The organism is Streptomyces sp. NPDC048248, from assembly GCF_043201875.1.
In the GTDB taxonomy this organism is placed as follows: Bacteria; Actinomycetota; Actinomycetes; order Streptomycetales; family Streptomycetaceae; genus Streptomyces.
Map to the genome: position 1 here is coordinate 305730 of NZ_JBICZL010000008.1, position 21786 is coordinate 327515.

A 21786-nucleotide genomic window follows, 5' to 3' on the forward strand; every position below is an offset into this window, starting at 1 on the left:
GCCGGGCTCGCTCACACTGCCTCCTCATGGTTCACGGCCGCGTCGCGCTCCTCATGGGAGCCCGCACCGCGGCGGGGGTCCACCGCCATCCTCCACCTCGCGGCCGCTGTGCCCAAGGCCGCAATACTCCCGACATGCCCTGGTCACAGCCCCTCCCCCGGCCAAAAGAGTGGGTGATCGACCACCGCCGAAGGTTTGCTATTGTTTTCCACGTCGGAACGGCGCAGCCGCGACGACAGACACCTTGTCCGGGTGGCGGAATGGCAGACGCGCTAGCTTGAGGTGCTAGTGCCCTTTATCGGGCGTGGGGGTTCAAGTCCCCCCTCGGACACCAGTCAGGACCCCAGTTCATCTGGGGTCCTTTGCTTTTCCCTGGGCGCCCGGCCACGGCGGCGGGTCGCGCCCGTCCCCCCGCGATATTCCGGTGCGCGGGCCCGCCGGGCGTGCGTAGGGTGCGCAGGTCGGTGGAGCGTGGGAGGGGCGGGCGAGTGCTGATCTTCGATGCGGATGACACGTTGTGGGAGAACAACGTGATCTTCGAGCGGGTTATCGACGAGTTTCTGGAGTGGATGGCGCATCCCGAGCTCGACCGGGCCGGGGTGCGGGCCGTCCTCGACGACATCGAGGCAGCGAACGCCCTGACGCACGGCTACGGCAGCAAGGTGTTCCTGCGCAGCCTCGGCGAGTGTGTGGCACGGCTGCGGGAGCGGGCGGCGACGGCCGAGGAGACGGCCCGCATCGCGGGGTGGGCGGCGGCCTTCGCGCACGACCGGGTGGAGCTCGTTGCGGGGGTGGCCGAGACGCTGGCGGAGCTGGCCCGGCGGCACGAGCTGCTGCTGTTGACCAAGGGCGACACCGAGGAGCAGGAGCGGAAGGTGGCGGCATCCGGCTTGCTGCCGTACTTCCGGGACGTGCACATCGTGGCGGAGAAGAACGTCTCGACGTACGAGGAGCTGGTGCGGGTCCACGGCCTGGTGCCGGCCTCGACCTGGATGATCGGGAACTCCCCGAAGTCGGACATCCTGCCGGCCCGCGCGGCCGGACTGAACGCGGTCTTCATTCCGCACGAGCACACCTGGGTGCTGGAGCACGGCGACGTGGATCCGGACGACAAGAAGGTCCTTCGGCTGTCGGCGTTCGGTGAGTTGCTGCGGCACTTCTGAGGCGGGGCACAGGCGAGGAGCACAGGGTGGTCGAGGGGGCTGGTGTGAGCGGGTCGGAGCCGAAGGTGTCGTGTGTCTTCGTGTGCCACGACGAGGCAGGGCGGGTGCTGCTGGCGCGGCGGAGCAGCGGCGCCAGGGACGAGCCGGGGACATGGGACTGCGGGGCAGGGGCGCTGGAGTTCGGGGAGACCTTCGAGGCGGCTGTGGCCCGGAAGGTGCACGAGGAGTACGGCACACGGCCGCTCCGCATCGACATGATCGGGGTGCGCAATGTGCTGCGCGGCGATCCGGTGCACTCGCACTGGGTCGCGGTGGTCTTCGCGGTCCGGGTGGAGCCTGGTGAGGTGGAGCTCGGCGAGCCGCACAAGTTCGACGCGTGGGAGTGGTTCGCGCCGGACGCGCTGCCGGCGCCGCTGCACTCGCAGTGCGGGGCGAGCCTGGCGCTCTTCGCGGCCCGGCCGGCATGACGGTCGCGTAGGACCGGACGGCCCTGTCACGGGCGGTGCGAGTCGGTGCGACCGGTGGACGGGGCGGAAGCCGGGATCGGGCCCGGCGTCCGCGCGGTCAACGGGTGGGGCGGCAACCGCCCTTCCTGTAGGTCATGCGCAGGAGCATGGCCCACGGGAACGGCGCTCGGCAACCGAATTCCGGCGACGGGACGGGCAGTGGCCCCGCAGCCGGACGGCTGCCCCGGTTGTCGCGGGGCCGTGGGCCCGGCAGCAGGGTCCGCTCACCCTCCTTCGGAGCCGAGGTCGCGGGGGCGCAGGCGTACCCGGGCCGGGCCGGTCGCCTGGAGGGTGATGCCGGCCGCGACCGGCACCTCCTGGTCCACGGCCTCAAGTTCGTGGGCGCGCAGCAGCGTCGCCATCGCGAGCACCGACTCCAGCATGGAGAAGTGCTGGCCGATGCATGCGCGCGGGCCCCCGCCGAACGGGAACCAGGCGTAGCGGTGCCGTGCCGCCTCGCGCTCGGGGGTGAAGCGTTCCGGGTCGAAGCGCTCCGGGTCCTCCCACAGGTCGGGGCTGCGGTGGGTCACCCACGGCGCGACCACCACATCGGCACCCGCGGGGATGACATAGCCCCCGATCTCGGTGGCCTCGACGGCTCGGCGGCTGACGACCGGCGCGGCCGGATAGAGCCGCATGGCTTCCTTGAACGCCCGGGTCAGGCACGGCAGTCGCTCCAGGTCCTCGGCCGTGGGCTCGCGGTCCGCCAGTACGCGGTCGATCTCCTCGCGGACCCGTGCCTGCTCCTCGGGGTGCTTGGCGAGGAGGTGGAGGGTGAAGGCCATGGAGGTGGCGGTGGTCTCGTGGCCGGCGAGCAGGAAGATGAGCACCTGTTCGCGGACCTCGGTGGCGTCCAGGGAGCCGTCCTCCTCGTTGCCCGCATCGGCGAGGAGCGAGAGGAGGTCGTCGCCGTCCGCGGCGCGGCCACCGTCCCCGGTGGTCCCGGACGCCGCACGCCGTTCCGCGATGATGCGGTCGCAGACGGCGGAGAATTCCGCGGAGGCGTCCTGCACCTTGCGGTTGCCGGGCGTCGGCCAGTCGCGCGGGACCTTCAGGGGAGCGTAGGCGCGGCGCACGACATAGGCGTTGATGACCGGGGCGCACCGGTGGATGACGTCGACGGCGGCCTCGACGTCCGTACCGAAAAGGATCCTGGAGACCGTGCGCAGTGCCAGCCGGTTCATCTCGGGGACCAGGTCGACGCCGGACGGGTCCGCGGTCCGCCAGCGCTCGGCGACGGCGTCCGCCTCGGTCGTCACGGCCGCCGCGTAGGTGTCGACGCGGCGCTTGGTGAACAGGGGTTGCACCAGCCGCCGCTGGCGAAGGTAGTCCTCGTCCTGGCTGGTCAGCAGACCGTTGCCGAACGCCTGCCGGACCTCTTCGTAGAGGGGGTGGTCCTTGCGGAAGTTGGCGGCCTCGGTGCCGAGGATCTGCTGGACCCCGGCCGGCGAGAAGACGGCGTGGAACACGCTGCGCAGACCTGGTGGGCCCGCTTGGAGGCGGACCACGTCGCCGTGTTCGCGCTGTGCGCGGACGAAGGCGCTCAGGGAGTCGCGGCGGAGGTCGAGCATCGAACCGAGTAACGGCAGACCGGCCGGCCCGGGGATGTCGGTGGCGGCTCCACCGTCGGAGCCGGGGCCGGGAGTGCGATCGGAATCGGTGAGCGTCATATTCCGATTCCTATCCCAAAAACGTGCCCCGCACCGCGGGTTGGGGCATTCGTTCGAGACGGGCCGGCGGGACGGCGGGTGCGGGTGGCGCGGGGCCGGGGGCGCGGGGCGGGCCGCCGGATCGCCGCACGTAGCATGGTGCGGATGAGCTCCCAGCGTTCCGGCCGTGCGGCCACCGCGTCCCCGTGCCGGGTCACCGTTTGCCGCGGCTGCTGCTGCGGTGACGCGTCCAAGATCCCGGGCGTCGACCACGCCGGCCAGATACCCAGGCTGCGCGCGGCGCTCGACGGCGCGGCGCCGGTACGGGCCTCCGAGTGCCTGGACGTCTGCGACCAGGCGAACGTCGTCGTGGTCCAGCCGTCGGCGGCGGGCCGGGCCGCGGGCGGGCGCCCCGTCTGGCTCGGACTCGTCAACGACGACGACGCGCTCGCGGACATCGCCGCGTGGATCCGCGCGGGCGGTCCAGGTCTCGCCGAACCGCCGGGTGTGCTCGACCTCTACGCGATCAAGGTGTCGCGGCGGGTGCGGGAGGGCTTGGAGAGCTGACGCGGAGCAGCCGGGGCGGGCCGCGGCACCATGCGATTACCGGAGTCTTACGGCAGGAGTCCGTGCCGCACGCCGCGGCGCCTCGCCGGTGTTTGCTGGAACCATGACGCACCACCTGGACAGTCGGCCGGCCGAGGGGACGGGCGGCCTGGGACGGCCCCGGGGACGCCGGCATCCGGCGCCCCCGGGTGCTCAGAATGCCGGTCGCCCCGGGGAAGCCGCCCCGTACGCCCCCGCAAGCGACGACGCCTCGCACGGCTCCGCGCCGGGAATGGCACGCTGACCCCGTGCACCGAGCCACGCCTCCCGAGCCCCCTCCGTCCCCGACCCCGTCGCACGGACCGCCGCGGCGCGTCCTTGTCGTCGAGGACGATCCAACCGTCGCCGAAGTCGTGACCGGCTACCTCTCCCGCGCGGGCTACACCACCGAGCACGCGGCCGACGGCTTCGCCGCCCTCGACCGGGCCGCGGCCTTCCGCCCCCATCTCGTCGTCCTCGACCTGATGCTGCCGGGCATCGACGGCCTGGAGGTGTGCCGGCGGCTGCGCCGTGCCGACGAGGGCCCCGCCGTTCCGGTGGTGATGCTGACGGCGCGGGGCGAGGAGGCCGACCGTATCCTCGGCCTGGAGTTGGGGGCGGACGACTACGTGACCAAGCCGTTCAGCCCGCGGGAGCTGGTGTTGCGCATCGGTTCGGTGCTGCGGCGGGCGGAGTCGGCGCCGCCGCCCGCGGCCCCCGCCCCGGTCCTGCGGTGCGGGGACCTGCGCGCGGATCCGGGCGGCCGGCGGGCCGACCGGGGAGGTCGCGAACTGTCCCTCACTGCCCGGGAGTTCGACCTGCTGGTCTTCTTGATGCGGCACCCCGGACAGGTCTTCTCCCGGGAGGCGCTGCTGCACCGGGTGTGGGGGTGGGAGTTCGGTGACCTGTCGACGGTGACCGTGCATGTGCGACGGCTGCGCGAGAAGGTCGAGGACGATCCGGCCGCGCCGCGCCTGGTGACGACGGTGTGGGGCGCCGGTTACCGCTTCGACCCCGCGGAAGGCGGGTCGCCGTCATGACGGACTTCCTGGTCATCGTGGGCCTTGCGGCGCTCGGCGCGCTGCTCGTGGGCCTGCTCGCCGCACCCGCGGTACGGGTACTGCGGCGCCGCTCCGTCGCCGTCTCCCTGTTCGCGGTGGCCGCCCTGGCGGTGGCCTCGATGGCGGCGGGCACCGTCGCGGTCGCGCAGGCGATGTTCCTGTCCGGGCACGACCTGGGCGTGGTGATGGCGGTGGTCGGTGTCTCCGGGGTGGTCTCGCTGGCCGCCGCCCTGCTGTTCGGACGGCGGGTCGCCACGGGCAGCCGGGAGCTGGCGCGGTCGGCCCGTACGGTCGGCAGCGAGGGCGGGTTCGTGGCGCCCGCCGAGCCACCGACCGCGGAACTCGCCGCGCTGTCCACCGCGTTGGAGGAGACCAGCGGGCGGCTCGCCGAGGCACGCGAGCGGGAGCGGGCACTGGACGCCTCGCGGCGCGATCTGATCGCCGGGATCTCGCACGATCTGCGCACCCCGCTCGCCGGGCTGCGGGCGATGGCCGAGGCGCTGGAGGACGGCGTCGCCGAGGACACCGCCCGCTACCACTCCCGGATGCGGGTGGAGGTCGACCGGCTCGCGGCGATGGTGGACGACCTCTTCGAACTCTCCCGCATCCAGGCCGGGGCGCTGGCGCTGACCCTGTCGCGGGTGTCGGTGTACGACCTGGTGGACGACGCGCTCGCGGGGGCCCGGCCGCTGGCGCGGGTGAGCGGGGTGCGGCTGGTGGACGGCGGGGTGGTGCCGCTGCCGGTACGGGTGGACGCCCAGCAGATCACCCGCGTACTGGGCAATCTGCTGGTCAACGCCATCCGCGCGACACCGGCCGACGGCACCGTCGCGGTCAGCGCGCGGCACGAGGCGGGCCGGGTCGTCCTCGCCGTCGAGGACGGCTGCGGCGGCATCCCGCCGGGCGACCTGGAGCGGGTCTTCGACACCGGCTGGCGCGGCGGCCCGGCCCGGACACCCCGCGCGGACGGCAAGAGCGGCGCCGGTCTCGGGCTCGCGATCGTCCGCGGCATCGTGGAAGCCCACCAGGGGCGCACGACGGTCCGCAATGCCGGCGCGGGCTGCCGTTTCGAGGTGGATCTCCCGGCGGCGGAACCGCCCGTGGCGTGAGGCTCCCCGGCGGACGGTGGCGGTGCTCCTGGGGGCTCGCCGTCGGCGGGGCGTGAGCACCGGCACCGGGAGCGGTGACCTCATCGCCCCGGCAGCGGGGCAGTCCCGTCGCGGCCGGGCGTATCGGGATTCCGGCCCGCCTCCGGGCGTGCGAGCGGCAGGTCCCGGACCCTGCGCACCGGCGAGAACAGGAGGATCAGGGCGGCCAGCGGGACACCGGCGGTCAAGATCCACATCGCGGGGCGGGGTCCCAGCGCCCCGCCGAGCGCGCCACCGAGAAGGGCGCCGAGCGGCAGCGTCCCGTAGTTGAGGAAGGAGGTGCTGGCGACGAGGCGGCCGAGCAGGGCCGGCGGGCAGTAGCGCTGCTGGAAGCCTGCCTTGACGATGTTGCCGGCGACGACGCCCGCCGAGACACAGAAGCTGCCCGCGGCGAAGAACAGGGCGCCGGCACCCTGGCCGGTGAGGGGGATCAGCAATGCCCCGGTGGGCAGGACCAGTTCACACACCAGCATGGCGCGGGCGGTGCCCAGGCGGTTCGCCAGCCGGCGGGCGGCGAAGGCGCCGGCGATACCGCCCGTACCGGCCAGTGCCAGCAGGCCACCGACCGCCCCCGGCGACAGACCGACCTCGCGCACCAGGAAGACGACCAGGAGGGACTGGTAGCCCATGAGCGCGAGGTTGGACGACGCGCCGAAGAGGGTGAGCGTACGGAACCACTTGTCACCCGCGACCAGCCGAAGGCCCTCGGCGACCTCCGCGGTCAGTGCCCGAGGCGCGCCCGTCGGCCCCGTCGGCCGCGGTTCGCGGTGGCGGATGCCGAGCAGGCACAGCAGCGAGACGAGGAAGGTCGCGGCCTGGGCGGCCAATCCGTTGACCGCGCCCGCCAGTTGGACGAGCAGGCCGCCGGCGCCCTGTCCCGCGATCTGCGCCGCGGACGCGCTGCCGTGCAGTGCGGCGTTGCCCTCGGCCTGATCGGCCGGTGGGAGGAGAGTGGGAAGGTAGGCGCTGTAGGCGGTCTGGAACACCACCGAGGCGGACCCCGCGAGCAGCGCGACGACGATCAGCAGGCCGAGCCCCAGCCCACCGAGCCAGGCCAGAACCGGCACGGCCGCGAACAGCGTCAGGGACAGTGCCGCGGCGGACAGCATCAGCGGACGGCGGCGTGTGCGATCCACCCAGACGCCCACCGGCAGCCCTATCAGCAGCCAGGGGAGCCAGCCGCAGGCGCCGAGCAGGCCGACCGCGAAGGTGTCGGCGTGCAGGGTGGAGACGGCGACCAGCGGCATGGCCACATGGGTGACCGCCGCGCCGAACTTCCCGGAGGTCTCGCCGCACCACAGCAGCCGGAAGTCCCGGTCGCGGCGCAGCAGCCCGCTCATCGGCCGTCTTCCCGCGGGCGACGCGGCTCGTCGCGCCCCGGCTGCTCTCCGCCGTCCCGCCCGTCCGGCTGTTCCGGAGCCGCGGTGTGCTCCGCACGTTCCTTGCGGGGGAAGGACTGGAGTTGGACGATGACGGGCCGGGTTTCCGGCTTCCCGGAAGCGCTCGTGCCGGCGCGATCGTCTTCGTTCACGGGCTCGCCGGTGGCGGCAGCTGCCTGCCGGTAGCGGTCGACGACGGCCGTCATCTCGGCGTTGAGCGCTTCGAGTTGACCGGGGGTCAGGCGCAGGTCGTGCCATTGGGCGATGGTGCCGGCGTCCCGCCAGTCGGCGTCCCAGTCCTCGGCGAGGTAGCCGGCGACCCGGTGGAAGTGCTGCTGGACGAGCTCGTGCACGTAGACGGAGAGCGGACCACGGGCATCCGGATCGTCGCGGAATTCCGTCGTGTTCAGGTGGCGGGAGACCGCGACCGCCCGCCACCAGCGCTGCCGCTTGGTGCCGCGGCCCGTCTCCTCCTCGATGAATCCGTGGTCGGCGAGGTGGCGCAGATGCCAGCTCACGGTGCCGGTGTTCTCGCCGACGCGGCGGCTGAGGCCGGTGGCGGTGTCGGGGCCGTCGAGGGTCAGCAGCTCGAGGATGCGCATCCGCAGGGGATGCGCCAGGCCCCGCAGGCTACGGGCGTCCAGGCGGCGGACGGGGCGCGTTTCGGCAGGTGTCCGGGGTGGCTCGGGAGACTCCGTCATGCCGACAGAGTAGAAGATGCCGAGACTCCTTTGCAGAGGTTTCTCTGCAAGATGTTCTCGATACAGGAACGCGCTGCCTGGGAACGCCCGGCCTGATGGGCGCCGCCTGCGCCATCACCTTCGCGGCGGTCTCCCCTGCCGGTCCCACGGCCGCTCCCCCTGCTACCGGTCCTCGCTCCGGTGGTCCTTCTCGTGATCCCACAGGGGGTGCTCGCGCCGGGCCCAGTCCGCGTCGACGTGGCCGGTGCGCATGCCCCGGCGGGACTCGGGGTCGCCGAACGCCATCCAGACATGGCCGGCGATCACGATGACCACGGCGAGGGCGAGCCAGTCATGGACGAAGGTGGCGCCGGTCCGCCACACCAGCGGGGCGAGGTGGGTGAACCACATCAGCAGGCCGGTGCAGATCATGACCAGGACGGCACCGGCGATCCAGGCGGCGTAGACCTTCTGACCGGCGTTGAACTTGCCGGCGGTGCGGGCGCCGGTGCGGTGCTTCCGGCGGCGGAGGGACGCGCGCAGCCAGTGGCGGTCGTGGGGACCGTAGCGGTTCAGCCGGGTGAGGTCCGCGCGCAGGGCTCGCGAGGCGAGGCCGAGCAGGAGGGGCACCGGCAGCAGGACGCCCGACCACTCGTGGACGGTGACCATGAGGGCGCGCCGGCCGACGAGTTCGGCGAGGAAGGGCAGGTAGAGGCAGCCCGCGGTCAGGACGCAGAGCGCCATCAGGGTGGCGGTGGCGCGGTGCACCCAGTGTTCGGCGGGCGTGAAGCGGGCGATGCGGCCGGCCGCCGGGCGCTCAGGTGGTCGGGGCATCGTCGCGTCCGTTCGACTTGCCGACCCAGGCGTCGACGTCATATCCACGCTCCTCCCAGTAGCCGGGCTCCACGCGCTCGGTGAGGGTGATCGTGGAGAGCCACTTCGCGGATTTGTAGAAGTACATGGGCGCCACGTAAAGACGCACCGGTCCGCCGTGCGCGTGACCGATCGGCTTGTCCTGCATCCGCAGGGCCACCAGGACGTCGCTGCGGCGGGCCTGTTCGAGGGTGAGGGACTCGCTGTAGGCACCGTCGAAGCAGGTGAACCGGACGGCCTTGGCCTGGGGGCGGACTCCCGCGTCGTCGAGGAGGTCGGCCAGGCGCACGCCCTCGAAGGGGGTGCCGGGCACCCGCCAGCCGGTGACGCACTGCACGTCGCGGACGAGCCGGGTCTGCGGGAGCCGGCGCAGGTCGTCGAGGCGGTAGGTGACGCGCCGGCGGACCAGGCCGTCGACCGTGAGCCGGTAGGTCCGTTCGTCCTTGGGCGGGACCGAGCCGGTGACCGAGTAGTAGCGGAATCCGCCGCCGGCCGGCAGCAGGCCGGAGAGCCCGGTGGGGTCCTTCTGGGCGGCGGCGCCGAGGGTGCTGTCGTACGCACGCTGGAGGAAGGGGGCCGCGGCGACTCCCGCGGCGCCCGCCCCGAGCATGCCGAGCACGACGCGGCGGCCGACGGGTGTACCGCGCCCGTCCTCGCCGTCGCCGTCCGCCGGGCGGGCCGGAATCGCGTCCTTTGTCACTCTTGGATTCGAACACCGTACGGCCTCCCGGTCCAGTGCCCGGGCCACGGCGTCAGACTTTCGTCATCGGCGGCGTCAGGTGGCGCACCGGCGATGCCGGCGGCCGGACCTGGCGCTCCCCCGGGGCCGGGGCACGCCGCGGAGGCGGCGGGCCCCTTCCGTGGCCGGCAGGGACCCGCCGCCTTTCAGGCGTACGACCGCCGAGGACGCATCAGATCAGGTGGCCGAGCGCCCCGCCGTCGACGGGCAGCGCCACTCCGTTGATGAACGCGGCCTTGGACGAGGCAAGGAAGGCCACGACTCCGGCGATCTCCTCGGGCTGACCGCAGCGGCCCAGCGGGATGCTCCGCAGATGACCGGCCTTGGCCTCCTCCGAGAGCTCGTCGTACATGTCGGTCTGCACGGGACCCGGGAGGACGGCGTTCACGGTGATCCCCCGCGGAGCCAGCTCGCGCATCAGCGACTTGACCAGCCCGATCTGTCCGGCCTTGGAGGACGCGTAGTTGGCCTGGCCGTAGGCGCCGTAGGGGGCGATGGCGGAGGAGATCGCGATGATGCGGCCGCCGTCCGGCATCGGTGCGGTGCCGGCGCGCCGGGCGACGTAGAAGGTGCCCGCCACATTGGTCTCGTAGACGTGCCGGAACTGCTCGTCCGACATGTCCGCGAGCAGGTTGTCGGCGGTGACGCCCGCGTTGGCGACGAGCACCTCGACGTTGCCGTGCCGGGCCTCGACCTCGTCGAATGCCGCATCGACCTGTTCGCTGTCGGTGACGTCGCAGCGCACCGCGAGCACCCCGGGTATCGCCGGGTCCTCCTTGCGATAGGTGATGGCGACCCTGTCGCCCTCGTCGCGGAACGTCTCGGCGACAGCCCGGCCGATGCCTCGGTTGCCTCCGGTCACCAGAACGGATCGGGACATACGGGTAACTCCTTTGTCTGACATGTCGGGTGGGGACGGTGGAGCGGCGGTGCGCAGGGCCCGCCGCAGGGATCGCCCCCGCGCGGCACCTGCGGTGTCCATGACACCCCTGGGTGGTCCCGTCCGATGTCTCGAACCGCGTCCGGGGGCGCGCAGGGCGTCAGGGCGACCGCGCTGGCAACGGTAGAGCGTCGCACCGCGGGCGTCGCGATCAGGTCGGGGCTGTCACCACCAGGGGTGCACCGGCCAATTTTTCCGCTCACCCCGGCCGTCCCGGCCACCCTGGCCGACGCGATACCCGGGCGGCCGCCGCGTGAGCCCGTCCGTCCCCGTGGCGAGCCCCTCGGCCCCGCCTCTCACGAGGCGGCCGACACGGCTACGCTGCGCACCACCAGGTACGTTCTGCTGTTTCCGGGCTCGGCCGAAGACGACTGGTGGTCTGCCAATGACGTGAGCATCGAGTTGCTCACCTGACATTCCTCGACGGACGGGAGGCGCCCTGTGGTTCAGCAGGAACGCGCGATGGCAACCAGGCGAGTGATACTCGAAGCCGCCGCCAAGGTCTTCGCCGAGAACGGCTACGACAAGGCCAGAATCGCCGACATCCTGAGAGAAGCGAACGTCACCAAGGGCGCGTTGTACTTCCACTTCACGGACAAGCAGGCGCTCGCCGACACCCTCCTCACCGAGCACGTCCACGAGATCAGGGTCGAGCCGGACGCGATCAAGCTCCGGGAACTCATGACGGCGGGCTACACCCTTGTGGACCGGCTGCAGACGGACGTGGTGCAGCGCGCCGCCGCACGTCTCACCCTGGAGCAGGGCGCCAACCAGTTGGACCGTGCGCAGCCCATGCTGATGTGGACGGAGTACGTCGAGGAGTTGCTGACGGTCGCGCACGACCGGGGGGAACTCCTGCCGACCATGGAGAGCAGGACCGCGCGTCGCGATGTCGCCGAGATGATCGTGGGGTCGTTCGCCGGCATCGAGCTGATGTCGGACGCCTTCTCGGCCGGGCGCGGTCCGTCTCCCCTTCAGCACTGGCTCACGGTGTTCTTCCAGACGGTGATCCCGACCCTCGCCCACCCCCCGATCATCCCCTTGCTGGGCCTGGCCTCCGCCGAGGCGCACGCCAAGGTCGTGCAGAGCTCGTCGGCGGCCTAGGGGGCCGGCCCACCCCCGGGCCTTCCGTCAGGAGACCGCCTTGGCCGCGGCGCGACCCGCCGTGCGGCCGGAGAAGAGGCATCCGCCGAGGAAGGTGCCCTCCAGCGAGCGGTAGCCGTGGACGCCGCCGCCACCGAAGCCGGCCGCCTCGCCCGCCGCGTACAGGCCCGGGACGGGAGACCCCTCCTCGGCCAGTACGCGCGAGGACAGATCGGTCTCCAGACCGCCGAGCGTCTTACGGGTCAGGATGTGCAGCCGTACGGCGATCAACGGCCCGGCCTTGGGGTCGAGCAGGCGGTGCGGGGCAGCCGTGCGGATCAGGCGGTCGCCGAGGAATTTGCGGGCGCCGCGCATCGCCGTCACCTGGAGGTCCTTGGTGAAGGGGTGGGCGATCTCCCGGTCCCGTGCCACCATCTCGCCGCGCAGCGCGGCCTCGTCGATCAGCGGCTTCCCGGTGAGCTCGTTCATCCGCCGCACCAGGTCGGCCGGCGACCGCTCGACGATGAAGTCCGCGCCGTGGTCCATGAACGCCTGCACCGGTCCCGGCGCGCCCGCCCTGGCCCGCCCCAGGACGCCCCGGATGCTCTTCCCGGTCAGGTCCGGGTTCTGCTCGGAGCCGGAGAGGGTGAACTCCTTCTCGATGATCTTCTGGGTGAGCACGAACCAGGTGTGGTCATGGCCGGTGCGCATGATGTGCTCCAGCGTGCCGAGCGTGTCGAAGCCGGGGAACAGCGGCACGGGCAGGCGCTTGCCCCGGGCGTCCAGCCAGAGCGGGGAGGGCCCGGACAGGATCCGGATGCCGTGCTTCGGCCAGATCGGGTTCCAGTTGTCGATGCCCTCGGTGTAGTGCCACATCCGGTCGCGGTTGATGATCCGGCCGCCGGCCGCCTCGGTGATGCCGAGCATCTTGCCGTCCACATGCGCGGGCACCCCTGAGAGCATCTGCTGCGGGGGGTTGCCCAGCCGTTCGGGCCAGTTGGCGCGGACCAGGTCGTGATTGCCGCCGATGCCGCCGGAAGTGACGATCACGGCCTGGGCCCGGAGCTCGAAGGAACCGGTCACCTCGCGGCTGCTGGGCGTACCCCGTTCGGCGTCGGACGGCTCCAGGATCTCGCCGCTGACCGTGTCCAGGCTGCCCGCGCTGCGCGACAGGCCGGTGACGCGGTGGCGGAAGCGCAGGTCCACCAGGCCGCGCGCCGCGCCGGCGCGCACCCGGCGTTCGAACGGTGCCACGATGCCGGGGCCGGTGCCCCAGGTGATGTGGAAGCGGGGGACGGAGTTGCCGTGCCCGGTGGCTCCGTAGCCGCCACGTTCGGCCCAGCCGACGACGGGGAAGATGCGCAGGCCCTGGCGGTGCAGCCAGGAGCGCTTCTCCCCCGCCGCGAAGTCGACGTACGCCTCCGCCCATTGGCGCGGCCAGTGGTCCTCGGGGCGGTCGAAACCGGCCGTGCCGAGCCAGTCCTGCCAGGCCAGGTCGTGGCTGTCGCGGATCCGCAGCCGGCGCTGCTCGGGCGTGTCCACCAGGAACAGACCGCCGAAGGACCAGTGGGCCTGTCCGCCGAGGGACTGTTCGGGCTCCTGGTCGAGGAGGATGACCTTGCGCCCGGCGTCCACCAGCTCCGCCGTGGCGGCCAGCCCCGCAAGCCCCGCCCCGATCACGATCACATCAGCGTCGTACGCCATCTCAGCTCTCCTCACCGGACACGCCGGACGACCTGGCCGCCGTGGTGCACACGATCTTCAGTGCACCGGCCACGGCCGTCAACAGCTGTTACCGGGTGGTACGCACGGGTGAGCGGGAGAATGGTGGGTGACCAGGGCCACTCCACCGACGCCGGCGGATGACTATCCTCAGGCGCATCCCCCGCCCCGCGCGATACGAGGTGTGCGACGTGACGGTGATACTGCTCGCCCTTGGTGCGGCTTGCTGTCTGGGACTGGGATTCGTCCTCCAGCAAGCCGCGGCGCAGCACGCCCCGATGAAGGACTTCCTCTCCCTGCGGCTGCTGCTCGACCTGGTGCGGATGCCGCGCTGGTTGGCGGGCATCGGCCTGATGGTGATCGGGATGTCGTTGGGCGCGGTGGCGCTGGGGATGGGCGACATCACCCTCGTGGAGCCGCTGTTGGCGACCAATCTGCTGTTCGCGATGGCCCTGGCCAGGCGGCTGACCAAGCAGCGGCTCGGGCGCAGCGGCTGGGCGGGGCTGTGGCTGCTGGCGGGCGGGGTGACGGCCTTCATCGTGGCGGGCCGGCCACGCGGCGGGACCAGCGAGACCGAATCGATGTGGCACTGGCTGATCATGGGCATGGTGCTGGGCACCGCCCTGCTGCTCGCGGCGTTGGCCAAACGGGCGCGGATAAGTGTGGAGGCCGCGCTGCTGGGCGTCGCGGCCGGGCTGATCTACGGCCTGCAGGACGCGCTCACCAGGATGAGCGGGGAGCGGTTCGGCGAGGGGGGCTGGAACGCCCTGCTCACCACGTGGCAGCCGTACGCGATCGTGGTGCTCGGGGTGCTGGCACTGGTGCTGGTGCAGAGCGCCTTCGAGACGGCGCCACTGCGGATGTCGCTGCCCGCCCTGACCGCCGCTCAGCCGCTGGCCGGCATCGCCTGCGGGGTCGGGTTCCTCGGCGACCGGCTGGAGGTCACTCCCGGGGCACTGGCCTGGGAAGGGGCGGGGATAGCGGCCGTCGTCACGGGCATCGTCCTGATCGGCAGCCACCCCGCGATGCCACCGGGCGCGGGCCGAGCCGAGAACTCACGGGAGCTGCAGCCGCACTGAACGCCGGTGCGGGCCGGCCGATGGTTCGGCGGGCCCGGGCGGCGGTGGGCCCGCCGGGACGGGAGCCGTCCGCCTGACTCTGCCCATCGGCGGTGGCACCGAGGCGTACCAACGCGCGGCCGAGGGCGCGCGGGAGTGGGAGCCGCGCTGAAGCAGGCTGCCGCCCGGCGACGCCGGAATGCCGTCCGGCGGTAGCGCTTACGCGGACGGGCGCGCGACCGCCGAGGGCGCGCGAGGACTCCGGTGGCGCTGACGCCGACTGCCGTCCGGCGGGAGCCCGATGCTGCGCGGCGGGCGCCGAGTGCTGGGACGGCCCCGGTTGACCGGTGGGGTCCTCCTGTCGAGGCCCAACGTCCGCACGGCCGTAGCACCACGGCGTTCGGGGCGCGGCCGAGGGCGCGCGGGGATGCGGCCGCGCCGAGGCGGGCTGCGCGAGGGGACCGGGCGCTCGCTGGTCTCGGTGGGCCGCCAGGTCCCGGCTGGACCGCCGCCGCGCGCTAAGCCATTCCCCCGTGCCCGCCCCGGTACCCCGCGGCACCACTCGCCGCCGGGGAACCGCACCTCGGCCCATGCCTCCTCCTTCTCCCGATGGCTCGCTCTTTAATAATGGCCAGCATTAGAGTGCGCTCATGGCCAGGACTTCAGGACCCGAGACCCGGGAGAAGCTGCTCCGTGCCGCCGAGGAGGTCTTCGCGGCGCAAGGGGTGGACGGTGCCCAGACCCGCGACATCGTGCGGCGGGCGGGGCAGAGCAACCCCTCGGCCGTGCAGTACCACTTCGGCTCGCGTGCCGGTCTGCTGGACGCCGTGATGGCCGGCCGGCTGGCCCGTACCGAGGCCGCGCTGAAGCCGTTGCTGACCGCGATGACGGGCGAGACCTCGCTCAGGGACCTGATCGGCGCGCTGGTCACCGCGGAGGCGACCGAACTGCGCGACGACCGCGGGCGGCGCTGTCTTCGGATCTCCGCCCAGCTCAGCCACGAGAGCGGGGTACGCACCCGGATTCCGCACCCCACACTGGCCGGCACCGCCTACTGGCAGCTGATCTGCCGCGTCGAGGACGCCCTCGTCGCGGCCGGGCTGCCCGAGGCGCTGCGGCTGGAGCGGCTGGACCTGGCGCTGACGCTCATCGGCGCGGCGATGGCCGACCGCGCCCGGCACCACCTCGACGGTGCCTCGCCCCTCACCGGCGAGGACTTCTTCCTCGCCGACCTCACCGGGACCACGGTCGCGTTCCTGCTTGCCGCCGCCCCGGGCCCGACCCCGCCTTCAAGGAGCGCTTCATGACCGACGCCACCCCCGTACCCGCCCCCGCTGCCGGCCTGGCCGGCAAGACCGTCATCATCACCGGCGGCGCGCGCGGACTGGGCGCCGCCGCCGCCGAGCAGGCCGTGGCGGCCGGGGCCCGGGTCGTGCTCACCGATGTGCTGCGGGAAGAGGGCGCGGCGACGGCGGCCCGCCTCGGCGAGCGGGCCCGCTTCCTCCCCCATGACGTCACGTCCGAGGAGGACTGGCAGCGGGTGGCGGAGTTCTGCGTGGACGCGTTCGGCGGTATCGACGGCCTGGTCAACAACGCCGGGATATCCACCGGGGCGCCCTTGGAGTCGGTCTCCGTCGACTTCTTCCGCAAGGTCCTGGACGTGAACCTCACCGGCGTCTTCATCGGGATGAAGACCGTCATCCCCGCCATGCGGGAGCGCGGCGCCGGCTCGATCGTCAACATCTCCTCCGCGGCCGGGCTGATGGGGCTGGCGCTGACCGGCGGCTACGGCGCGTCGAAGTGGGGCGTGCGCGGCCTGACCAAGATCGGTGCGGTGGAGCTGGGCACGGCGCGGATCCGCGTGAACTCCGTCCACCCCGGTATGACCTACACGCCGATGACCGCCGAGGTCGGCATCGAGCCGGGCGAGGGCAAGTACCCCAACACCCCGATGGGCCGGGTCGGTGAGGCACACGAGATCGCCGGATCCGTGGTCTTCCTGCTGTCCGACGCCGCCTCCTACGTCACCGGCGCCGAGCTGGCCGTGGACGGCGGCTGGACCACCGGCCCGACGCTGAAGTACGTCATGGGGCAGTGAGCGCTCGCCCGCAAGGCCGTGCCCGTGGGCCCCGCATCCCCGGCGGGACCGGCCGCCGCCGGGGGTGATTGCATGGCCCCATGACCGATCAGCAGCCGCTCAACGCGGACGAGATCCTCGACGTCGTCGACGAGAACGATCAGGTCGTGGGACAGGCCCCACGGGGTGAGGCCTACGCCCGCAGGCTGCGCACCCGCTGCGCGTTCGTCCTCGCCCGGGACGCCGAGGACCGGATCTTCGTGCACCGGCGCACACCGCAAAAGCTCGTCTTCCCCTCGCACTACGACATGTTCGTCGGGGGCGTGGTCGGCACCGGGGAGTCCTACGACGAGGCGGCGCTGCGCGAGGCGGAGGAGGAGCTGGGCGTCCAGGGCCTGCCGCAGCCGGAGCACCTCTTCACCTTCCTGTACGAGACGCCCGAGCACACCTGGTGGTCCGCGGTGTACGAGGTGCGCTGCACGCTGCCGGTCGCCCCGCAGGAGTCGGAGATCGACTGGCATGCCTTCGTGACCGAGGACGAGCTGGCCGGGCGGCTCGACGCGTGGCCGTGGACGCCGGACGGCATGGCGGCCTGGCGTCAGCTGCTCGCCCACCGGGACGGCGGGGCCCACTGATGGCACCGGCGGGCAAGCCAACCGGTGGGTAGGGTTCTGGGCATGATCCTCACCGACGGGCTGCGGGCGACGGCGGCGGCCGTGCGGCTCTGGTTCTCCCCCGGGCGGGTCCGCGAGGAGGGCTCGACACCCGACTACCGCTTCTCGCTCGCCAACGAGCGCACCTTCCTCGCCTGGCTGCGTACCGGTCTGGCACTGGTCGGCGGCGGGTTCGCGGTGGATCAGTTCCTGCCCCGACTGCACGAGGCACTGCGGGTGACGTTCACCGTCGCGCTGCTGGCGGGCGGGGCGCTCTGCGCGCTCCGGGCGGTCAACCACTGGGTGCGGTGCGAGCGGGCGATGCGACGCGGTGAGGACCTGCCGACGTCCCGTTTCCCCTCGGTGCTGGCGCTGGGTGTCGGGGCGCTCGCGGTGGCGATGGTCGTGCTGGTGCTGCTGGGCCGGACCCGCTAGCCGATGGGCGACGGGCAGGCGCAGGGCGCCGGGGCACGGCAGCCGGAGCCGGACCGGGACCCCGGGCTGCAGCCGGAACGGACCAGGCTGGCATGGCGACGTACGACGCTGTCCTGCACGGCCGTGGCGGTGCTGGCCGGCAGGCAACTGATCCAGAGCGACGCCCCGGGTGCCGTGGAGGCGGTCCTGGTGCTCCTGATGGGGCTGGTGTGGATCGTCTTCGTCGCCGTCGCACACCGCAGGATGCAGGCGATGGCCGGCGGCCGCCCGCCCGGTATGCCCCCGCGGACCGCGCTGCTGCTGGTCGGCTGCACCCTGGCGCTGGCGGTGGGTGGCGCGACGATCCTGCTGCCCTGAAGGCGCCCGTCGCGCGGAGGGCGCCCGGTGCGCAGGCGGCTCGGCCCCCGGCGGTACCGTGGCGCGACCCCGCACATCGCCGGAGCAGGCCTAACACTCGTACCGGCAGAGCGGGGTGAGGATCCATCAGCTGAGGGGCAACATCCGCATGAGCCACACCGCACCGACCGCCACCGGCCCCGGCACCGTCCCGGGGCCCGCCGCCGAGGTGACCGCCGCCGAGCCGCCGGCCGGCGCGGCAGCCGTCACGGAGCAGGCCGTACCGGAGCCGTATCTCGTCGAACTGGCCGCCGGTGTCGGCGCGTTCATCCAGCCGGACGGCGGATGGTGCCTGAACAACGCGGGGTTCGTCACCGAAGGGGACGCCACCCTTGTGGTGGACACCGCCGCCACCGAACGCCGGGCACGCCTGCTGCGCGACCGGATCGCCGGGAGCGGCGCCGCGACGCCCCGCACCGTGGTCAACACCCATCACCACGGCGACCACACCTACGGCAACGGCGTCTTCACGCCCGAGGCGACGATCATCGGGCACGCCGCATGCCGTCGTGAGCTGCTCGCCGCCGGACATCAGCTGCACGCGATGTGGCCGCAGGTGGCCTACGGCGACATCCGCCTCACCCCGCCGACCGTCACGTACACCGACACGCTCACACTGCACATCGGCGGGATCGAGGTGCAGCTGATCCACCCCGGCGTCGCGCACACCCCCGGCGACACCATCGTCTGGCTGCCCGGCCAACGGATCGTCTTCACCGGCGATCTCGTCTTCCACGGCGGCACCCCGTTCGTGTTCATGGGATCGCTGACCGGCTCCCTGCACGCGATCGAGGTGCTGCGCTCGCTGGACGCCGTCACGGTCGTCCCCGGGCACGGCCCGGTGACCGGACCGGAGGTGTACGACGACGTCGAGCGCTACCTGCGCTTCGTCCAGCGGCTGGCGGTCGACGGGTACGCGGCCGGCCGGACTCCTCTGGAGGTGGCCCAGGAGACGGACCTCGGCCCGTTCGCCGAGCTGGCCGAGAGCGAGCGGCTGGTGGCGAATCTGCATCGGGCGTACGCGGAGCTGGCGGGCGCGGCACCCGGATCGTTGCTGGATCCGGTCGCCGGGTTCGGGGACATGACGGTCATGAACGGCGGGATTCCGATGGCGTGCCACGCGTGAGGGAAGCGCGGGCTGCGGGCTGCCGTCGCGCGATCCGGCCTGGTCACAGTGGCTGCGCGACGTCCGGTCGGCGGCCGGGCCGGCGCCCGGCCGCCGTCGCGTGACCGACGCCCCACGTCCGCGCACTGGACGCCATACCGACTAGTCGGCATGATCGAGGCGTTGACCGAGTGACTGTCCACTCCGTACGGAGGAGCACGATGAGCAAGGGCACCCCTCCCCCTCAGGCCGCGGCCCGGGAGGTACCCCCCGGCCTGGACCTGGCGCGATTGCGCGAGCACCTGGAACGGGAACGGCCCGGCCTGACCGGCGGACCGTTGCGCGCGCAGCTGATCGAGGGCGGGCGGTCCAACCTCACCTACCGCGTCACCGACGACGCGTCCTCCTGGGTCGTCCGGCGGCCGCCGCTCGGCCATGTGCTGGCCACCGCGCACGACATGCGGCGCGAGCACCGCGTGATCAGCGCGCTGCACGAGACGCCGGTGCCGGTGCCCGAAGCGCTGCTGCTGTGCGAGGACGAGTCGGTCATCGGGGCGCCCTTCTACGTGATGGAGCTGGTCGAGGGCACGCCGTACCGCACGGCCGACCAGTTGCGGCCGCTGGGAGCGGAGCGCACCCGTGGCGTGGTGCTCTCCCTCGTCGACACCCTCGTCGCACTGCACGCGGTGGACCCCGAGGCGGTCGGCCTCGGGGACTTCGGCCGTCCCGAGGGCTTTCTGGAGCGCCAGCTGCGGCGCTGGGGCAAGCAGCTCGCGGCGTCGAGGAACCGTGAGCTGCCGGGCATCGACGCGCTCCACGACGAGTTGGCCAAGGCGCTGCCGGACTCCCCCGCGCCGACCGTGATCCACGGCGACTACCGCCTGGACAACGTCCTGGTCGGCGCCGACGACCGGATCACCGCCGTCCTGGACTGGGAGATGTCCACGCTGGGCGACCCGCTCGCCGACCTCGGGCTGCTGGTGATGTACAGCGAGCAGGAGGACACCCCGGACTCCCCCATCACCACCACCCGCAGCGCCCCCGGACACCCCGAACCGGCCGAACTGATCGAGCGTTACGCGACCCGCTCGGGCCGCGATGTCTCGCAGGTCGCCTGGTACACCGCGTTCGCGTACTTCAAGCTCGCGGTGATCCTCGAAGGAATCCACTACCGCTACACGCTCGGCCAGACCCTGGGCGCCGGCTTCGACCGGATCGGCGAGGTCGTGCCGGTCTTCATCGAGCACGGCCGTTCGACCCTGTCCGCCCTGAAGGAAGGCTGAGGCACCCATGGACTTCGCATTCGACGCCCGTACGGAAGAGCTGCGGGAGAAGCTGCTGGCCTTCATGGACGAGCACGTCCTGCCGGCCGAGGAGATCGTCGAGGAGCAGCGGGCGCAGCTGGCCTCGCCGTGGGACACCCCGGCGATCGTGGAGGAGCTCAAGGCGGAGGCGCGCCGGCAGGGCCTGTGGAACCTCTTCCTGCCGGACGCCGATCACGGCGCGGGGCTGACCAACCTGCAGTACGCGCCGCTGGCGGAGATCACCGGCCGCAGCCCGCAGCTCGCCCCCACCGCGCTGAACTGCGCGGCGCCGGACACCGGCAATATGGAGGTGCTGGCGCAGTTCGGCTCCGAGGCCCAGCAGAAGCAGTGGCTGGAGCCGCTGCTCGCGGGCGAGATCCGCTCGGCGTTCGCGATGACCGAGCCCGAGGTGGCGTCCTCGGACGCGACGAACATCGAGACGCGGATCGAGCGGGACGGTGACCAGTACGTCCTCAACGGCCGCAAGTGGTACATCTCCGGGGCGATGAACCCGCTGTGCCGGGTCTTCATCGTGATGGGCAAGACGGACCCCGGCGGCGAGGACATCCGCCGTCAGCAGTCGATGATCCTGGTGCCGCGCGACACCCCGGGGCTCGAGGTCAAGCGCGCCATGCAGGTCTACGGCTACGAGGACCACTACCACGGCGGCCACGCCGAGGTGGTCTTCCACGACGTGCGGGTGCCCGCGAGCAACCTGATCGGCGAGGAGGGCGGCGGCTTCGCCATCGCCCAGGCCCGGCTCGGCCCCGGCCGGATCCACCACTGCATGCGGCTGATCGGCATGGCCGAGCGGGCCATCGAGCTGATGTGCCGCCGCGCGGTGGCCCGTTCGGCCTTCGGCAAACCGCTGGCCCAGCAGGGCGTGGTCCAGGAGTGGATCGCGGACGCGCGGGTGGCGGTGGAGCAGCTGCGGCTGCTGGTGCTGAAGACCGCCTGGCTGATGGACACCGTCGGCAACAAGGGCGCGCACACCGAGATCCAGTCCATCAAGATCGCCACCCCGCGCACGGTCGTCGGGATCCTGGACCAGGCGGTGCAGCTGTACGGCGCCGGCGGCGTCAGTCAGGACTTCCCGCTGGCGGAGCTGTGGGCGGCGGCCCGCACGCTGCGCCTTGCGGACGGTCCCGACGAGGTGCACCAGCGGTCACTGGCCCGCCGCGAGCTGAAGAAGTACCTCTAGCGTCGGCGGCGGAGGGGCCCCGCGGCCGA

The 21786-nt window shown here is 72.6% G+C and carries 22 protein-coding genes and 1 tRNA gene; 16 read left to right on the forward strand and 7 right to left on the reverse strand.

Features of this window, described 5'->3' with window-relative positions; all coding sequences use genetic code 11:
• The first annotated feature begins 246 nt into the window (after positions 1 to 246).
• From ACGFZW_RS19565 to ACGFZW_RS19575, 3 genes are all read left to right on the forward strand, one after another.
• Positions 247 to 334 (forward strand) — tRNA-Leu (locus tag ACGFZW_RS19565).
• A gap of 154 nt (positions 335 to 488) precedes the next feature.
• Positions 489 to 1163, forward strand: coding sequence for an HAD family hydrolase (locus ACGFZW_RS19570; protein ID WP_393894387.1), 675 nt, complete (start codon positions 489 to 491; stop codon positions 1161 to 1163).
• A gap of 44 nt (positions 1164 to 1207) precedes the next feature.
• Positions 1208 to 1630 (forward strand): NUDIX domain-containing protein, encoded by a 423-nt coding sequence (locus ACGFZW_RS19575; RefSeq protein WP_393894388.1) that lies wholly within the window; start codon positions 1208 to 1210, stop codon positions 1628 to 1630.
• A 263-nt stretch (positions 1631 to 1893) separates the two neighbouring features.
• Here ACGFZW_RS19575 and ACGFZW_RS19580 read toward each other — a convergent pair whose 3' ends face one another.
• A complete protein-coding gene (locus tag ACGFZW_RS19580) occupies positions 1894 to 3339 on the reverse strand; it encodes a cytochrome P450 (RefSeq protein ID WP_393894389.1) in 1446 nt (481 codons plus the stop codon).
• A 144-nt stretch (positions 3340 to 3483) separates the two neighbouring features.
• Here ACGFZW_RS19580 and ACGFZW_RS19585 point away from each other — a divergent pair, with 144 nt between their 5' ends.
• The 3 genes from ACGFZW_RS19585 to ACGFZW_RS19595 all read left to right on the forward strand — a co-directional run bounded on the left by ACGFZW_RS19585 (position 3484) and on the right by ACGFZW_RS19595 (position 6073).
• Complete coding sequence (locus ACGFZW_RS19585) at positions 3484 to 3885, forward strand: (2Fe-2S) ferredoxin domain-containing protein (RefSeq protein ID WP_393894390.1); 402 nt, start codon at positions 3484 to 3486, stop codon at positions 3883 to 3885.
• 287 nt (positions 3886 to 4172) lie between these two features.
• Positions 4173 to 4943 carry a response regulator transcription factor gene (locus ACGFZW_RS19590; protein WP_393894391.1) on the forward strand — a complete coding sequence of 257 codons (771 nt, stop codon included), beginning with the start codon at positions 4173 to 4175 and terminating at the stop codon, positions 4941 to 4943.
• Complete coding sequence (locus ACGFZW_RS19595) at positions 4940 to 6073, forward strand: sensor histidine kinase (RefSeq protein ID WP_393894392.1); 1134 nt, start codon at positions 4940 to 4942, stop codon at positions 6071 to 6073. Before ACGFZW_RS19590 ends, ACGFZW_RS19595 begins: the two co-directional genes overlap by 4 nt.
• An 80-nt stretch (positions 6074 to 6153) precedes the next feature.
• Here ACGFZW_RS19595 and ACGFZW_RS19600 read toward each other — a convergent pair whose 3' ends face one another.
• The 5 genes from ACGFZW_RS19600 to fabG all read right to left on the reverse strand — a co-directional run bounded on the left by ACGFZW_RS19600 (position 6154) and on the right by fabG (position 10663).
• Positions 6154 to 7452: an MFS transporter gene (locus ACGFZW_RS19600; protein WP_393894393.1), complete on the reverse strand. Its 1299-nt coding sequence runs from the start codon at positions 7450 to 7452 to the stop codon at positions 6154 to 6156.
• A complete protein-coding gene (locus ACGFZW_RS19605) occupies positions 7449 to 8192 on the reverse strand; it encodes a helix-turn-helix domain-containing protein (protein WP_393894394.1) in 744 nt (247 codons plus the stop codon). Before ACGFZW_RS19605 ends, ACGFZW_RS19600 begins: the two co-directional genes overlap by 4 nt.
• Before the next feature lie 162 nt (positions 8193 to 8354).
• Complete coding sequence (locus ACGFZW_RS19610) at positions 8355 to 9005, reverse strand: cytochrome b/b6 domain-containing protein (RefSeq protein ID WP_393894395.1); 651 nt, start codon at positions 9003 to 9005, stop codon at positions 8355 to 8357.
• Complete coding sequence (locus tag ACGFZW_RS19615) at positions 8989 to 9744, reverse strand: molybdopterin-dependent oxidoreductase (RefSeq protein WP_393894396.1); 756 nt, start codon at positions 9742 to 9744, stop codon at positions 8989 to 8991. Before ACGFZW_RS19615 ends, ACGFZW_RS19610 begins: the two co-directional genes overlap by 17 nt.
• A gap of 211 nt (positions 9745 to 9955) precedes the next feature.
• Positions 9956 to 10663, reverse strand: coding sequence for a 3-oxoacyl-ACP reductase FabG (gene fabG / locus ACGFZW_RS19620; RefSeq protein WP_393894397.1), 708 nt, complete (start codon positions 10661 to 10663; stop codon positions 9956 to 9958).
• Positions 10664 to 11185: 522 nt separating this feature from the next.
• Between fabG and ACGFZW_RS19625 the strand changes: the two genes are divergently transcribed.
• A complete protein-coding gene (locus ACGFZW_RS19625) occupies positions 11186 to 11827 on the forward strand; it encodes a ScbR family autoregulator-binding transcription factor (RefSeq protein WP_393894398.1) in 642 nt (213 codons plus the stop codon).
• A gap of 27 nt (positions 11828 to 11854) precedes the next feature.
• Here ACGFZW_RS19625 and ACGFZW_RS19630 read toward each other — a convergent pair whose 3' ends face one another.
• Positions 11855 to 13510: an FAD-binding dehydrogenase gene (locus tag ACGFZW_RS19630; protein WP_393894399.1), complete on the reverse strand. Its 1656-nt coding sequence runs from the start codon at positions 13508 to 13510 to the stop codon at positions 11855 to 11857.
• Positions 13511 to 13719: 209 nt separating this feature from the next.
• Here ACGFZW_RS19630 and ACGFZW_RS19635 point away from each other — a divergent pair, with 209 nt between their 5' ends.
• The 9 genes from ACGFZW_RS19635 to ACGFZW_RS19675 all read left to right on the forward strand — a co-directional run bounded on the left by ACGFZW_RS19635 (position 13720) and on the right by ACGFZW_RS19675 (position 21757).
• Positions 13720 to 14607, forward strand: coding sequence for a DMT family transporter (locus ACGFZW_RS19635; RefSeq protein ID WP_393894400.1), 888 nt, complete (start codon positions 13720 to 13722; stop codon positions 14605 to 14607).
• A 629-nt stretch (positions 14608 to 15236) separates the two neighbouring features.
• On the forward strand, positions 15237 to 15893 hold the full coding sequence (locus ACGFZW_RS19640; protein WP_393894401.1) for a TetR family transcriptional regulator: 657 nt from the start codon (positions 15237 to 15239) through the stop codon (positions 15891 to 15893).
• Complete coding sequence (locus ACGFZW_RS19645) at positions 15890 to 16684, forward strand: glucose 1-dehydrogenase (RefSeq protein ID WP_393894402.1); 795 nt, start codon at positions 15890 to 15892, stop codon at positions 16682 to 16684. Before ACGFZW_RS19640 ends, ACGFZW_RS19645 begins: the two co-directional genes overlap by 4 nt.
• An 80-nt stretch (positions 16685 to 16764) precedes the next feature.
• Positions 16765 to 17298 (forward strand): NUDIX hydrolase, encoded by a 534-nt coding sequence (locus ACGFZW_RS19650; protein WP_393894403.1) that lies wholly within the window; start codon positions 16765 to 16767, stop codon positions 17296 to 17298.
• 42 nt (positions 17299 to 17340) lie between these two features.
• Positions 17341 to 17751 carry a YidH family protein gene (locus ACGFZW_RS19655; protein ID WP_393894404.1) on the forward strand — a complete coding sequence of 137 codons (411 nt, stop codon included), beginning with the start codon at positions 17341 to 17343 and terminating at the stop codon, positions 17749 to 17751.
• 3 nt (positions 17752 to 17754) lie between these two features.
• Positions 17755 to 18108 carry a DUF202 domain-containing protein gene (locus ACGFZW_RS19660; RefSeq protein WP_393894405.1) on the forward strand — a complete coding sequence of 118 codons (354 nt, stop codon included), beginning with the start codon at positions 17755 to 17757 and terminating at the stop codon, positions 18106 to 18108.
• A 148-nt stretch (positions 18109 to 18256) separates the two neighbouring features.
• On the forward strand, positions 18257 to 19273 hold the full coding sequence (locus tag ACGFZW_RS19665; RefSeq protein ID WP_393894406.1) for an MBL fold metallo-hydrolase: 1017 nt from the start codon (positions 18257 to 18259) through the stop codon (positions 19271 to 19273).
• A gap of 200 nt (positions 19274 to 19473) precedes the next feature.
• Complete coding sequence (locus ACGFZW_RS19670) at positions 19474 to 20535, forward strand: phosphotransferase family protein (RefSeq protein WP_393894407.1); 1062 nt, start codon at positions 19474 to 19476, stop codon at positions 20533 to 20535.
• A 7-nt stretch (positions 20536 to 20542) separates the two neighbouring features.
• Positions 20543 to 21757: an acyl-CoA dehydrogenase family protein gene (locus ACGFZW_RS19675; RefSeq protein WP_393894408.1), complete on the forward strand. Its 1215-nt coding sequence runs from the start codon at positions 20543 to 20545 to the stop codon at positions 21755 to 21757.
• Positions 21758 to 21786: the final 29 nt, after the last annotated feature.